Genomic DNA, 13,353 nt, shown 5'->3' on the forward strand with positions numbered 1-13,353 from the left:
GGACATGACCACGTTCGGCATCGACCTCGGCACCACCTACTCCTGCGTCGCCCGCATCGACGACACCGGACGACCGGAGATCATCAAGAACGCGGTCGGCGACGACACCACCCCGTCCGTCGTCTTCTTCGAGCAACCGGACCACGTGGTGGTCGGCAAGGACGCGAAGGACAACGCGAAGCTGCGTCCTGACCTGGTGGTGTCGCTGATCAAGCGTCAGATGGGCCGCCAGTTCGAGGTGACCGCGCACGGTACGGCGCACACGCCCGAGTCCGTCTCCGCACTGATTCTCCGCGAGTTGGCCCGCGCCGCGAGCGAGAGCTGCGGCGAGGAGGTCCGGGACGTGGTCATCACGGTGCCGGCCTACTTCGGCGTGGCCGAGCGTGACGCCACCCGCAAGGCCGGCGCGATCGCCGGCCTGAACGTGCTGAGCATCGTGGACGAGCCGGTCGCGGCCGCGCTCCACTACGACGCGGTCTCGTCCGGCGGCACTCGCACGCTCTTCGTCTACGACCTCGGCGGCGGCACGTTCGACACCACCGTCATCCGGGTCTCGCCGGAGGAGATCGTGGTCGTCTGCACCGACGGCGACCACCACCTCGGCGGCGCGGACTGGGACGACCGGCTCCGCGAATACCTGCTGGAGCAGTTCCTCGCCGAGCACCCCGGCTCCGCCGCGGGCGAGGACGAGGAGTTCCTCCAGGAACTCGCGAATCGGGCCGAGGACATCAAGCGCCAGCTGAGCAGCATGCAGTCGCGTCGGTGCAATCCCGTCTTCGGCGGCGAGACCGCCAAGATCGAGGTGACCCGGGAGAAGTTGGAGGAGATCACCTCCGAGCTGCTGGAGCGCACGTTCGAGATCACCCGGCGGACGATCGAGACGGCCCGCGCGAAGGGCGTCACCGAGTTCGACGACGTGCTCCTGGTCGGCGGCTCCAGCCGGATGCCGGCGGTCGCGGCGGGGCTGCGCAAGCTCGGGCTGGAGCCGCGGATGCACGACCCCGACCTCGCCGTCGCCAAGGGCGCCGCGCAGTACGCACTGATCGAATCGATCAAGGTGCAGCTGCCGGAGGAGGGCGAGGAGGCACCGGCCGCCGCGGTCGAATCGGTCGCCGACCGGCTCAACATCTCCGTGGAGAAGGTCCGCGCGCTGGCCGGCAAGCGGGTCGCCACGGTGGTGCCGCGCGCCTTCGGCGTCAAGGTGGTCAACATCGACGGCGACACCGAGACGCACAGCATCGTGCACGTGCTCCGCGCCAACACGCCGCTGCCGGCGCGGACCGAGCCCAGCCGGTTCATGACCGCTTACCAGAACCAGGTCGAGATCCTGGTGGAGATCTGGGAGCAGTCCGGCTCCGTCGAGTCCGACGAGGTCGAGGACAACGAGCACATCGCCGAGGGCCTGATCACCGGCCTGCCGCAGTTGCCGAAGGGTTCACCGATCGACATCACCTTCGGCATGGAGACCGACGGGCTGCTCAAGGTGCACGCCGTCGAACTCCAGACCGGCAAGGACCTGCACATCGAGGTGCAGATCAAGGGTGGGCTGTCGGACGAGCAGGTGGCCGAGGCCCGGACCTCCGTAGCCCGCTACAGCGTCTCCGCGTGAGAAACGGCGAACCATGTTCGACCAGGACGAATACCGCCGGACGGTGCTCGATCCGGCGCGCGCCGACCGGAACACGCCGCCGGCGGACCTCTTCCTCCGGTACGCGATGGCGGCCGACCGCCCGCCTCGTACCGAGCAGTTCACCGCACACGTCGAGGCGGTCGCGAAGTACTGGCAGTCGCTGACACAGCGGATCGCGTACCGCCGGCTGGCCGAGACGCTGCTGGTCGCGCACCGAACCCTGCGGCAGGCCGGCAAGCTCACGCTGGAGCACTTCGCGGCCGAACGCGACCGCTGGACCGCCGAGATCGGCCGCAAGCTGGAGGAGGCGGTCGACGACCTCGCCGCGGCCGGGCCGGTGGTCTTCGCCGAGCACGTCGCCGCGGTCGCCGCGAGGCTCGGCGGCGCAACCGCGGAGGCGGGCCTGCGGGACCACCTACGCCGCCGCCGGGTGCGCGTCGTCGACGAGTTGTGGCCGCTCCCGGCCGGGCCACACCCGAAGAGCCGCGACCTTCAGGCCGCCACGACGATGCTCGGGCTGAGGCTGTCGATCGACGCGGTCGCCGGTGAGGAGCGGGTACGGCAGGGCTTCACGCTCCGCCGGGGCCTGTGCGTCGGCGGAGCGCCGTTGACCGGCGCGCAGATCCGCGAGGCGAAGAGCAGAGCGGAACGCCGCGCGCAGGACGAGCGCAAGACCGCCACGGACAACGTGCTCACCATCCTCCAGAACGCGGAACAGGACGGGACGCTCGGCGCGCTCGTGCTGTGGGAGTTGCTGGAGGCGGTCCGGCCCGCGGCCGAGTTGCCCGGGGCGACGGTACGGCGGGTGGCCCGCGAGGCGGCCCAACTCGGCCTGGACCGCGACGAGGCGGACGAACTCGCGCTGGCCGTGCTGGCAGCGGGCCGGGACAGCGGCTCCCGGCGTGGCCCGGCCGCCGAGGTCGAGGCGCTGCTCGGCTCCGGAGCGCTGCGCGCCGCTCAGCGGCTGCTCACCTCGCTTCCCGCGGAGGCGGCCGGCGACCTGCCGGACCGGATACGGGAGGTGGCCGCCCGGGTCTCCGATCTGGCGGCCCGCGCCCATACCGAGGCCGCGGCCGGTCGCACCGAGCACGCCGCCGAGCTGCTCGTCGCCGCGACGCGCGAGGCGAGCGACGACACCGACCTGGCCGGCCGGCTGAGGGCGCTCGCTCCACCACCGCCGCCCTCGGTCCGGGCCGGTGCCGTCATGGATCGGGTCAGCGTCGGATGGGACCCGAGCCCGGCTCGTACCGGTGGCATCTCGTATCAGGTGGTCCGCACGCGCGGCCGGGCGGCGGGTGCCGCGGCCGACGGGGACGTGGTCGGGGGTACGGAGAGCAACGAGATCGTCGACCGGGCCCCGCCCGCCGGAGACGACCTCTGGTACACGGTCTTCGCCCGGCGCGCGGACGGCGCCTGGTCCGCCGGTGCCTCCACCGGGCCCGTCACGCTGCTGCCGGACGTCACCGCGCTCACCGCCACCGCCGGGGAGACCGACGTTCGGGTGACGTGGACGGTGCGGTCCGACGCCACCGGCGTCGCCGTGACGCGCCTGCCCGGCGGTGCGCGCGTCCCCGAGGTGGCCCGGACCGGGTTCGCCGAGAAGGGGCTGCCCTCCGGGCGGGAGTGCCGGTACCTGGTGCGCGTGGTCTACGCCGGGGCCGGCGGCACCCCGGTGACCTCGCCGGGCGTCACGGTCACCGTCACGCCGCAACCGCCTCCGGCCGAGGTGCGTGACCTGGCGGTCGTGCCGCTGCCCGGCCAGAGCGCCGATCGGCTGCGGCTGGCCTGGACGCGCCCGCCCGGGGGCGAGGTCGTGCTGAGGTCCGCGCCGCACCGGCCGCGCTGGCAGCCCGGAGCCGAGCTCGCCGCGACGGAGCTGAGCACGTACGGCGACGAGTTGACCGGGCACGTCGAGCTCGGGCCGGACGGGCGGGACGGGCTCACGGTACGCGCGCCGAGCGGGCGCGTCTTCGTGACCGCGTTCAGCACCGGCGCCGGGCGTGCGATCTGCGGGCCCACCATCGCGGTCACGAACACCGCGCCGGTCACGAACCTGCGCGCCCGCCGGGTCGGTCCCCGGGCGCGGCTGAGCTGGGAGTGGCCCGATGGCGTCGGGCTGGCCCGGGTGCGCTGGTGGCCGTCGGACGCGCCGGACCGGGTCAGAGAGTCGGACTGCTGGGCTCGCGCCTACCGCGACGACGGCGGATTCGAGATCGCCGTGGGCGTCGGCGCCGCGTTCGTCTCCGTCGCCACGGTCGGTCACGGGCCGGACGAGGAGAGCGTGGGCACGCCGGTCACCATCCGCGTGGCCGGCGTGGGAGTGCGCGTCACCTACCGGTTCGAGCAGCGCCGGCTGCCGCGCCGCACCCGCATCGTGCTCACCAGCGAACAGACCTGCGAACTGCCGGAGCTGATCGTGGTGCGCACCGAGGGCCGGGTGGCGCCGCTGCGCGCGGACCAGGGCACGACCGTCGCCCGGGTGCCGTCCCAGCGCCTCGAGCCGGGCCGCCCGCTCGCCATGGACGTGGCCGCGGGCGGCGGGCGGGGGCCGTACCGGCTGGGTTGTTTCATCGACGACCGCGGCGGCCCCGGGTCGGACGTGGTCCTGACCGGCACCCCGGGAGGGTACTGACCGATGGCGAAGGTGACCTGTCCTTACTGCTACGCCACCTATCCGGAGAAGGAGATCACGTTTCGCTGCGGCGGCCTCGCCGCGCCGGACGGCCGCCAGTGCCAGCCGCGTCGCGACCCGGTCCGGGAACGCCTCGGCGACGGCGCCTCGCTGCCGCCCGCGGTCGGCGGCAACGGCCGCAAGCTCACGGCGACCTGCCAGGAGTGCCGCAACGTCACCACGATCCAGATATGCCCCCGATGCCACGCCCAGCTGCCGGTGCACTACAGCAAGATCAATAACCGGATGGTGGCGATGATCGGCGCGAAGTTCAGCGGCAAGTCGGTCTACACCACCGTGCTGCTGCACGAGTTGCGGCACCGGGTCGGCCGGCGGTTCAACGCCGCGGTGATCGGTGCGGACGAGCGCACCCGCCGCGACTTCGGTGCCGAGGAGCGGACGCTCTACGCCGAGGGCGTGCTGCCGGCGACCACCGTGACCGGCGCCACCGGCGTCGGCCGGGAGCCGTTCGTGTTCAAGTTCTCGCTCGGCGAGCGCCGGCGCTTCCGCAACACGCTGCGGCACACGGTGCTCTCGTTCTTCGACACCGCCGGCGAGGACCTCGAGTCGGAGCAGGGCATCGCGCAGAACGTGCGATACCTCAGCAGCGCGGACGGCATCATCGTGCTGCTCGACCCGCTGACCATCCCCGGCGTGGTGGACAGCCTCGGCCTCCACCCGTCGGTACGCCCGCAGGGCACCCAGGCGGACAGCCCGATCAACATCCTGAGCCGGGTCACCGAGGTGTTGCAGAAGGTGCCGGGCGTCGGGCCGCATCGCATGATCAGCATCCCGGTCGCGATCGCGTTCTCCAAGGTGGACGCGCTCTGGGACGCGCTGCCCGCGGACAGCCCGCTGCGCCAGCCGTCGCCGGACACCCCGTACTTCGACGAGCGCGACAGCGCCGCCACGCACGCGTACGTCCAGGCCCTGCTCCACGAGTGGGAGGGCGGCCAGATCGACCAGCTCCTGGCCAAGCACTACCGCCGGTACCGGTACTTCGGCCTCTCCGCGCTCGGTGCCGTACCGCCCGCCAGGGCTCCGGGTGAGGCCCGGCAGAAGGTGGCGACCTCGGGCATCCAACCGCACCGCGTGGAGGACCCGTTCCTGTGGCTGCTGAGCCGGCTCAACGTCATCGAGACAGGAAAGGACTGAGATGGGCGTGCCGCAGATGTACTACACCTCCTGCGAGAACGGCCTGGCCGGCTACCCCGGCTTCCAGTTCAACGCCGCCACACCCGGCATCGGCGACGCGGTGCTGCGCCGCGTCGAACAGGACACCTCGTACGAGCCGCCACGCTCGCTCGGATACCAGCCCACCGAGGCCCAGATCGACGACTGCCCGGTGAACCTCTGCTATCTGCCCGGCGGCGGCGGTGAACCGGCGATCCTGGCCCGCACGGTATTCGTCGGCACGGACTACTCGCAGCGGTACGGCAACTACTTCACCCACGCGCTCGCCGTCCGGTCCACGGAACGAGACCTCGGGGGCGCACTGCCGATCGAGTTCTGGCGCGCCGCGTTCTGGGCCCGCGACGAGGCCGCCGGCACCGGCCTGCCCGAGCTGGACCCGGTGCCGACGGGCAGCTTCGGGCGCGCCGCCGCGGACGCGTTTCTGCACTCCAGCGGGCGGATGGGCTGGCTGCCCCGGTTGTTGACGGCGGTGGAGCGGGCGATCGTCGCCGGCGAGCGGTCCGTCGTGCTGGTGGCGCCGGACAGCGAGCAGGTGGCCCGATGGATCGCCACGGTCTGCCACCTGCTGCCGCCCTCGATGAGCCGGGAGCTGTCCTTCGCCACGTACAGCTACCGACCCGGCCGCAGCCGCCAGCACCTGGTGGGCACCGTGCCGGAGACCGAGTTCACCGTGGACGACAACACGCTGCGCGGCCACTTCCTGTTCGACGTCGTCGGCGGGCACGCCAGCGAGTTGCCCACGCACCCGCTGGCGGAGCTGCTGGCCGCCGCCGGGGCGGAGGGGGCACGTACCGTGTGGTCCCTGGCCGAGCCCTTCACCACCGGCGCCGAGCGGACCTTCGACGACTGGTACGCGCCCGCGGTCGCCGGCACGATCCGCGGCGGCCTGCCGGTCAGCGACGAGGATCTCCAGGCCGCCATCCGCCTGATCGAGAACGGCGGCGCCCGGCTCCGCCCCGACCTGGTCGCCGACCTCGCCGACCACTGCCTGGACCACGACGCGATCACGGTCGCCCACTGCCACGCGCTGGCCGAGGCGGCCTCGGCCGCGGGTGACGACGGCCTGCGCGCGGCGGCGGAGACCCGAGCGTTCGATGTGCTGGTCGCCGCGCCCGCCGGCGCCGGACCGGTACCGCGCCCGAGGACACCCGCCGGGCAGCGGCACGCGGCCCGCGTGCTGACCGCCGGGCTCGCCCGGGCCACCGACGGCCGCGCCGCCCTGCCGCTGCTCGCGGTGGCCGTCGACGCCCGGATCGACATCTCCGCCGGCGACCTGGAGCGGTATGCCCGCGAGCTGCTCGCCCCGATGGTTCTGTCGGACCCCGGCACCGACCCCGACGGCCGGCTCACCCGCCTGCTCCGCGATCTGCCGGACCTGCGCCGCGGTCTGTTCGGTGCGCTCGCCGACGCGCTTCCCGGCCGGGAGCCGGCGGTCGTGGCGGCCGCGGCCCGGTTGGTCTCCACCGCGCCCGACGAGGAGTTGCGCACCTATCCGAGGCTGCGCCGCGTGCTGCTGCTCGCCCGCTCCGCGGACGCACCGGAGACCCGCGTACCTACGCTGCTGCGGCTCTGCGAGACGGAGGTACCGGACGACGTGCTGCTGACCGCGCTGTGGCCGGACGGGTGGGGGCTGGGCGACGCGGCCGGCATCATCGCGGAGGCGCCGTCGGACGCGTGGGAGTCGGACGCGATGGTGGAACGCGTCGACCAGCTACTGCGCCGATCCGAGATGCCCGGGCCCGAGGAGTGGGCGGCGTACACCGCGGTCTGCCGGTTCGCCACCGGCGAGACCCTCTCCGGACGGCTGTCCATGGCCGCGGATCGGCTGGCCGTCTCGTACACCCGGGCCCGCCACCTGGCCAGGCGCGGCAGCCGGGAGCACGGCACGGAACTGGCGGGCGTGGTGCGGGCCGCGCTCCGCCTCCACGACGACGCCGATCCGATCACTCGCCGCTATCTGACGAACAACGTGTACACGATGCTTCTCCGGCTGGAGCCGAAGGCGCTGGCCGAGTTGCTGCCGCGGACCCCGGAGCCGATCCGTGACCGGTTCACCGACCGCGCCGCCACCATGCTGCGGGATCGGGCTCCGGACCAGTCCCTGGCCGCGGCGCTGTTCGAGGCGCGAATGCTGCTGGCCAAGCGGGAGCCGCGGATCACGGCCGAGATCGACCGGCTGCTGGCGGACACCGTGGCCCGCTGGCGCTCGCGAGACCTCGAAGGCCTGGAGAAATGGCTGGCCGGCGGGCCCAAGGGCGCCGTCGCCTACTACGCGGGCTGGCGGGAGGCGAACGTACGGCGCGGTATCGGGCGCCTCTTCCCCCGCTGGCGGCCCTGAAGCGATCCCCGCCCCGTCCCGAGGAGGCGCGCGTGTTCTACCTGGCATTCCTACTCATGTGGTACCTGTTCGTCGGGACCGTGTTCCTGTTCCTGAGCGTCCCCATCATTCTCGGCTCCAGCGCCGTCTTCCTGGTGCTCTACATGCGCGCCTACCTGCTGGCCAGCGGGCGCGCGCTCGGCGTGCTCGCCCCCGGCGGCGCGGTCCCGATCCCGCCGCCCAGCGTCAGCGGTCCCGGCGAGCCCGCCTACGTGCACTACCTGTCCGGGCCGGTAGGCCGCGACCTGATGCAGGTCGCGCGACTGTCCTGGCCGGAGATGCAGGCACAGGCGAAACGCGCGCGGAGCTGGCTGAAGGTCCGGTTCTTCGACTACGGCATGTCGAACTACCGCCGGGCGGTGGGTCTGGTGCTCGGCGCGGGCCTGGTCGCCGGTTCGCTGCTCACCGCCACCACCATGAGCCTGGTCGTGTTCGGCGAGCTGGTCGTCTGGGCGCTGCTCTTCGTCCTGGCCAAGGGCGTGCTCTACACGTTGCGCTGGACGGACACCGGCATGTCCCTGATTCGCGGCGTGCGGCTCTCCTGCCCGTCGTGCCATCACCGGGTGGTCTACCCGGCGTACGAGTGCCCCGGCTGCGGCGTCCGGCACCGCGACGTCCGCCCCGGCCGCTACGGCCTGTTGCGCCGCGTCTGCGCCTGCGGTCACCGCATGCCGACGCTGATCCTGCTGGGCAGCCACCGGATGACCGCGTACTGTCCGCACGCCGCCTGCGGCGCGCCGATGGCCGAGGGCGCCGGTACCGCGCGGGAGATCGTGCTGCCACTGCTCGGCGCCACCACCGCCGGTAAGACCCGGATGATGCTGGCGCTGGCGACCGCGCTCGTCGACACCCGGCCGCTGCCGGGCCTGACCGCGACCCCCGCCGACGAGCACACCCGCGGCCGCCTGACCCAGTTGCAGGAGTCGCTGCGCACCAAGGGCGATACGGACAAGACGCTCGCCAGCGACGCGATGCGGGCGATCTCGTTCAACCTCGACGGCGGCCGGGTACGGCGCCTGGTGCACGTCTACGACCCGCCGGGGGAGCGGCTCAACGACTCTGCCCGCCTGCACGAGTTGCGGTTCATGCGGATGGCGGACACGCTCATCCTCGTCGTGGACCCGCTCGCGATCCCGCTCGTGTGGGAGTCCCTCGACGCGGCCGCGCAAGCGCGCTACCGGCAATACCGGTCGTCCCGGCCGCCGGACTTCATCTTCTCCCAGGTGCTGCAGAACATCGAGCAGATGGGCGTGCAGCCGAGGAAGAAGGCCCTCGCGGTGGCGGTCACCAAGAGTGACCTCACCCACGGTCTCCCGGTCTGCGCCGGACTCGGCGAGAGCAGCGACGACGTCCGGGCGTGGCTGAACGACCGCGCCGGCATGGACAACATGGTGCGCGCGATCGACCAAGCCTTCGGCGAGGTGCGCTACTTCCACACCACGTCCCGGTTCACCGCGGCCGGCGCCGCCGACCGCAACGTACGCGACCTCCTGCTGTGGACCCTCGGCCGATATGGAGTCAACCGATGAACCAGCCCCCTTACCGGCGCTGGCGGCACGTGGTCTACGCCGCCGGTGTGACCGCCACCGGCCTGCTCACCGTCTCGATCCTGCTGACGCTGGCCGTCTGCGTGCTCGCCTGGTTCGGCGGCGTGGGCACGTCCGGCACTCCGTCGTCCGGGTACTGACGCCGTGCCCGGCAACCGCCGCAACGGGCTGGTCGCCGTGCCGGTGCGACCGCTCTCCGGCGACACGATCGACATCCGGATTCCCGGGCCGTCCCCGCACGAGCGGCCGTTCGCGGTCCTGCTGAATGATCTCGGCCGCGTCACGTCCGAGCTCGACCTGGTATTCCCGGGGATGCCCACGCACCCCTCCGGTGCGGTCCGCTCCGGCCCGGACTGGCTGCGGGTGACACCGCAGGCGGCCGGGCCCACCGTCCGCCGGATCGCGGTCGGCGTGCTGCGCGGCCCGGACGCCCCGGACCGCGCGCGGTGCGACGTGGACGGCGTCCCCACCACCGTGGCCGTGGCACCGAAGGCGCCCATCGTGGTGGTCTCGGAGCTGGTCCGCCGGGACGGCGGCTGGGTGCACCGGAGGGCCGGTTTCCCGATCGCGTCCGCGGCGCACTTCGCCGGCCGGTTCCGGGCCGAGCCGGGCGGCGCACTCCAGCGGCGGCTCGGCACCCATCTATCCGGCCTGGCACCGGCGGCGGCCACCGCGGCCGATCGCCGGCCGGCCCATGACCGCACCGAACCGGCCGTGCCCGCCGGGCTGATCGTCGGCAGCGTCTCGCTGGACCGCGGTGAGCAGGCATCCGTGGTCCGCCACGGCGAGCGGTTCCACGCCGCGCTGAAGTGGAGCCGCCGCAGCAAGGACCTCGATCTGTACGCGCTGTACGTGGACGCGGCCGGCCGCACCGGCGCCACCTACTACCGCCACCAGGGATCGCTCACCCGGCCGCCGTTCGTCTGCCTGACCTCGGGCGACCGGCGCGGCAAGGAGACGATCGAGGTGAGCCGCACCAGCGGACTCCGCTATCTGCTGATCTGCGCCTACTCGGCCGTGGAGAACGGCTACGGCTCGTTCGCCGGCTTCCACGCCTTCGCGGAGGTGGACAACGGCGACGGGTCGGTCATCCAGGTGCCGCTGCACCACCGCAACCGCTACTCGTACTGGGTGGCGATCGCGCTGGTCGACCTGGGCGCCGCGGACCGGATCTCGGTGCGGCACGTGGAGACGTACTCCGCCCCGGGCAGTGAGGCGCGGCCGGTCCTGCACCCGAACGGCACATTCCGGATGGACGCCGGACCGGTCGAGTTCAAGACCAGGCGGGCGTGGTGAGTACCGCCGTGGAGGAGACGCTACGGCGGTGCGGCGAGATCGCGCTCGCGGTCAGCGGCCACGGTGACCTGGACGCCGCCCTGGCGTGCTATCTCGGTCTGCCGCCGGATCTGCCCGGCCGGCCGCGGTTCGCGGCCGCCCTGGTCGCGGCGCTGGTGCGGGAGCCGACCGTCGCACCGGCCCGGATGCGGCAGCTCGAGGCGTTGCTGGCCGCCGCCGACGCGGACCCTCCGGCGGCCCCGTCCTGGCCGGCGGTGCGCGCCGTCGCCGGTGCCGTGTCACTGACGTACGCCGCCGCCGAGGGCCGCGTCGATCCGCGCGCCGCGCTGGCGGACGTCGAACGGCTGGCGGAGCAGGCGGGCGGGTCACCGCTCTTCGAGACGAGCCGGATGGGTTTGCGTTATGTGGCCGCGGCCGCGGACGGCGACGCCTCCGCGCACCGTCGCATGACGGACGAGCTCACCGCGCTCTGGAAGGCGTCCGGGGCGGCGGCCAAGGACGACGGCGGTGTCCTCGAGGTGCTCGACTCCGTCGCCGCCCTGCTGGAGACCCAGCGGCGCGGCGAGGTACCCGACGCACCGCTGAGCCGGCTACGCACCGCGGTGCAGCGGCTGCCGGAGGGCCATCCGATGCGGCAGGCCGCCACCGAGGCGTACGAGATGGCGTCCGCGCTGAGCGGCGGCGGCCCGATGCCGTCGATGGCCACTCACGAGGAGGACCTGCCGGACGCCGAGCGCGCGCTGCGCCACGGCTACGAGGCGATGAGACTGCTCGGCCGGGGCGACGAGACCGACCTCGGCAAGGTCGAGGCCGGCATAGAACACCTGCGGATGGCCGTCCGGTTGACTCCGGCCGGCCATTCCCGGCGCCCGTTCCACCTGGCCTCGATCGCGCTGGGCCTCTACCGCGGCTGCGAACTGCGCAACGATCCCACCGGGCTGGAAGAGGCGCGAGGGCTGCTGGAGGAGGCGCGAGACCTGGCCGGCGGTCCCGCGCACCCGCAGTGGTCCTGGATCAACGACATGCTGTCCGGCATCGAGCAGCGGCTCGGTGGCGCACAGCGCTCGCGGCGCACCGCGCTGGAAGGGCTGCGCGGGCATGCGTACCAGGTGCTGCTGCAAACGGATCTCACCTCCGCCACGTCCGCCGCGGCCGACGCCGCCCGGGACGCGGCGGACACCGCCCGCTGGTGCCTGCGCGACAACGCGCCGGCCGATGCGATCACCGCACTGGACGCCGGGCGCGGTCTGGCGCTGTTCGCCGCCACCGAACTCGGCACGATCCCGGACCGCATGCGCGCCGCCGGCCGGGACGACCTCGCCGACCGGTGGGATGCCGGCCTCGCCGCCGGCGAACCGGACCGGCTGCCGACCTCGCTCCGCCGAGAGGCCCTGGACGTGCTGGCCGCTCAGGACGTACCGGCGCTGCTCGACCCGCCGGACCTGGACGAGATCCGTGCCGCGCTGCGGACGCAGGACGCCGACGCGCTGGTCTACCTCATGCCCGGCGGCCAGGGCCTCCCCGGTCATGCGGTGATCGCGCCGGTCGACGGCCCGCCGGCCTTCCTGACCCTGCCCAACCTGCTACCGGCCGACGTGGACGTCGAGTCCTACCTGGCGCTGTCCGCCCGGGGCCCGCGCGACATGGACGCGGCCGACGACGAACGGTTCGCCGGCAGCCTGGACGCGCTCTGCCGGTGGGCGTGGCGGGCGGCGATGGGGCCGCTGGTCAACCGCTATCTACTGCCTCGCTTCTCCGGCCGGTCGCGCGGGCGCCCGCCGCGCGTGGTGCTGGTGCCGATCGGGGACCTCGCCCGCATCCCGTGGCAGGCGGCCCGGCGCCCGGACGGCACGTACGTCGTGCAGCTGATCGGGGTCTCCCAGGCGGTCTCCGCGCGGATGATGTGCCACACCGCCGCGCTTGCCCCGGTGACCCCCACGCCGACCGGCCTGTTCGTCGGCGACCCGGCCACCGGGGACCCGAGGGACGACCTTCCCGCGGCCCGCGCGGAGGCCTATGCGGTCCGGCGCGTGTTCTATTCCGGTGCCCGATACGTCGGCCGCCGCCCCGACGGCACGGTCAGCCCTTCCGGACCCGGCACCGCCGACCAGGTGCGCGGCTGGCTGCGCACCGGCGGTCCGGCGGCCGGCAGCACGCTCCATCTGGCCTGTCACGGCTTCACCTCGGCGACGCCCGGTGCTGAGCTGTCGTACCTGATGCTGGCCGGGGGCGACCGGCTGACCGCGCAGTCGCTGGGCGCGGTCATGTCCCGGGCACCCGACCGGGCCGTCGGGCTCGTGGTGCTGGCGGCGTGCCGCAGCGGCGTCGCCATCAGCGGGTACGACGAGGCGTACAGCCTCGGTACCGCGTTCCTGGCCGCGGGGGCCCGCTCGGTGCTCTCCACGCAGTGGAACATCCCGGACGGCGCCACGTCCGTGCTGATGTTCATGTTCCACCACTACCTGATGGCCGAGCGCCTGCCGGTCTGGGACGCGCTGCGCCGGGCCCAGCTGTGGATGCTCGACCCGGGCCGGATCGCGCCGGCCCGCATGCCCGACAGCCTGCGCGCCGAACTCGCCGGCGCCGACCCGGCCGACGTGGTGGCCTGGGCCGGCTTCCTCCACTGGGGACGGTGACG

The 13,353-nt window shown here is 73.5% G+C and carries 8 protein-coding genes; all 8 read left to right on the forward strand.

Features of this window, described 5'->3' with window-relative positions:
- Positions 1 to 4 precede the first annotated feature (4 nt).
- From J2S41_RS29365 to J2S41_RS29400, 8 genes are read left to right on the forward strand one after another with little or no spacing between them, the layout of a single operon-like run.
- Entirely contained in the window at positions 5 to 1,609 is a 1,605-nt protein-coding gene (locus J2S41_RS29365) for an Hsp70 family protein (protein WP_310372457.1), read from the forward strand.
- Between the two features lie 13 nt (positions 1,610 to 1,622).
- The gene (locus J2S41_RS29370) at positions 1,623 to 4,262 is read left to right on the forward strand and encodes a fibronectin type III domain-containing protein (RefSeq protein ID WP_310372459.1); all 2,640 of its coding nucleotides are present in this window, start codon (positions 1,623 to 1,625) and stop codon (positions 4,260 to 4,262) included.
- 3 nt (positions 4,263 to 4,265) lie between these two features.
- A complete protein-coding gene (locus tag J2S41_RS29375; RefSeq protein ID WP_310372461.1) occupies positions 4,266 to 5,456 on the forward strand; it encodes a hypothetical protein in 1,191 nt (396 codons plus the stop codon).
- 1 nt (position 5,457) lies between these two features.
- Entirely contained in the window at positions 5,458 to 7,833 is a 2,376-nt protein-coding gene (locus tag J2S41_RS29380; protein ID WP_310372463.1) for a GTPase-associated protein 1-related protein, read from the forward strand.
- A gap of 32 nt (positions 7,834 to 7,865) precedes the next feature.
- Positions 7,866 to 9,401, forward strand: a complete 1,536-nt coding sequence (locus tag J2S41_RS29385; protein ID WP_310372465.1) for a TRAFAC clade GTPase domain-containing protein — start codon at positions 7,866 to 7,868, stop codon at positions 9,399 to 9,401.
- Positions 9,398 to 9,559 (forward strand): hypothetical protein, encoded by a 162-nt coding sequence (locus J2S41_RS29390; protein WP_310372467.1) that lies wholly within the window; start codon positions 9,398 to 9,400, stop codon positions 9,557 to 9,559. Before J2S41_RS29385 ends, J2S41_RS29390 begins: the two co-directional genes overlap by 4 nt.
- A gap of 4 nt (positions 9,560 to 9,563) precedes the next feature.
- Entirely contained in the window at positions 9,564 to 10,715 is a 1,152-nt protein-coding gene (locus J2S41_RS29395; protein WP_310372469.1) for a TerD family protein, read from the forward strand.
- On the forward strand, positions 10,709 to 13,351 hold the full coding sequence (locus J2S41_RS29400; RefSeq protein WP_310372470.1) for a CHAT domain-containing protein: 2,643 nt from the start codon (positions 10,709 to 10,711) through the stop codon (positions 13,349 to 13,351). The genes J2S41_RS29395 and J2S41_RS29400 overlap by 7 nt, the downstream gene beginning before the upstream one ends.
- Positions 13,352 to 13,353: the final 2 nt, after the last annotated feature.

Source organism: Catenuloplanes atrovinosus, from assembly GCF_031458235.1.
Taxonomy (GTDB): Bacteria; Actinomycetota; Actinomycetes; order Mycobacteriales; family Micromonosporaceae; genus Catenuloplanes; species Catenuloplanes atrovinosus.

What these genes read in the sequence shown, in the direction of transcription:
- J2S41_RS29365 (WP_310372457.1), top strand. Translation starts at nt 5, where the DNA reads ATGACCACGTTCGGCATCGACCTCGGCACCACCTACTCCTGCGTCGCC.
- J2S41_RS29370 (WP_310372459.1), top strand. Translation starts at nt 1,623, where the DNA reads ATGTTCGACCAGGACGAATACCGCCGGACGGTGCTCGATCCGGCGCGC.
- J2S41_RS29375 (WP_310372461.1), top strand. Translation starts at nt 4,266, where the DNA reads ATGGCGAAGGTGACCTGTCCTTACTGCTACGCCACCTATCCGGAGAAG.
- J2S41_RS29380 (WP_310372463.1), top strand. Translation starts at nt 5,458, where the DNA reads ATGGGCGTGCCGCAGATGTACTACACCTCCTGCGAGAACGGCCTGGCC.
- J2S41_RS29390 (WP_310372467.1), top strand. Translation starts at nt 9,398, where the DNA reads ATGAACCAGCCCCCTTACCGGCGCTGGCGGCACGTGGTCTACGCCGCC.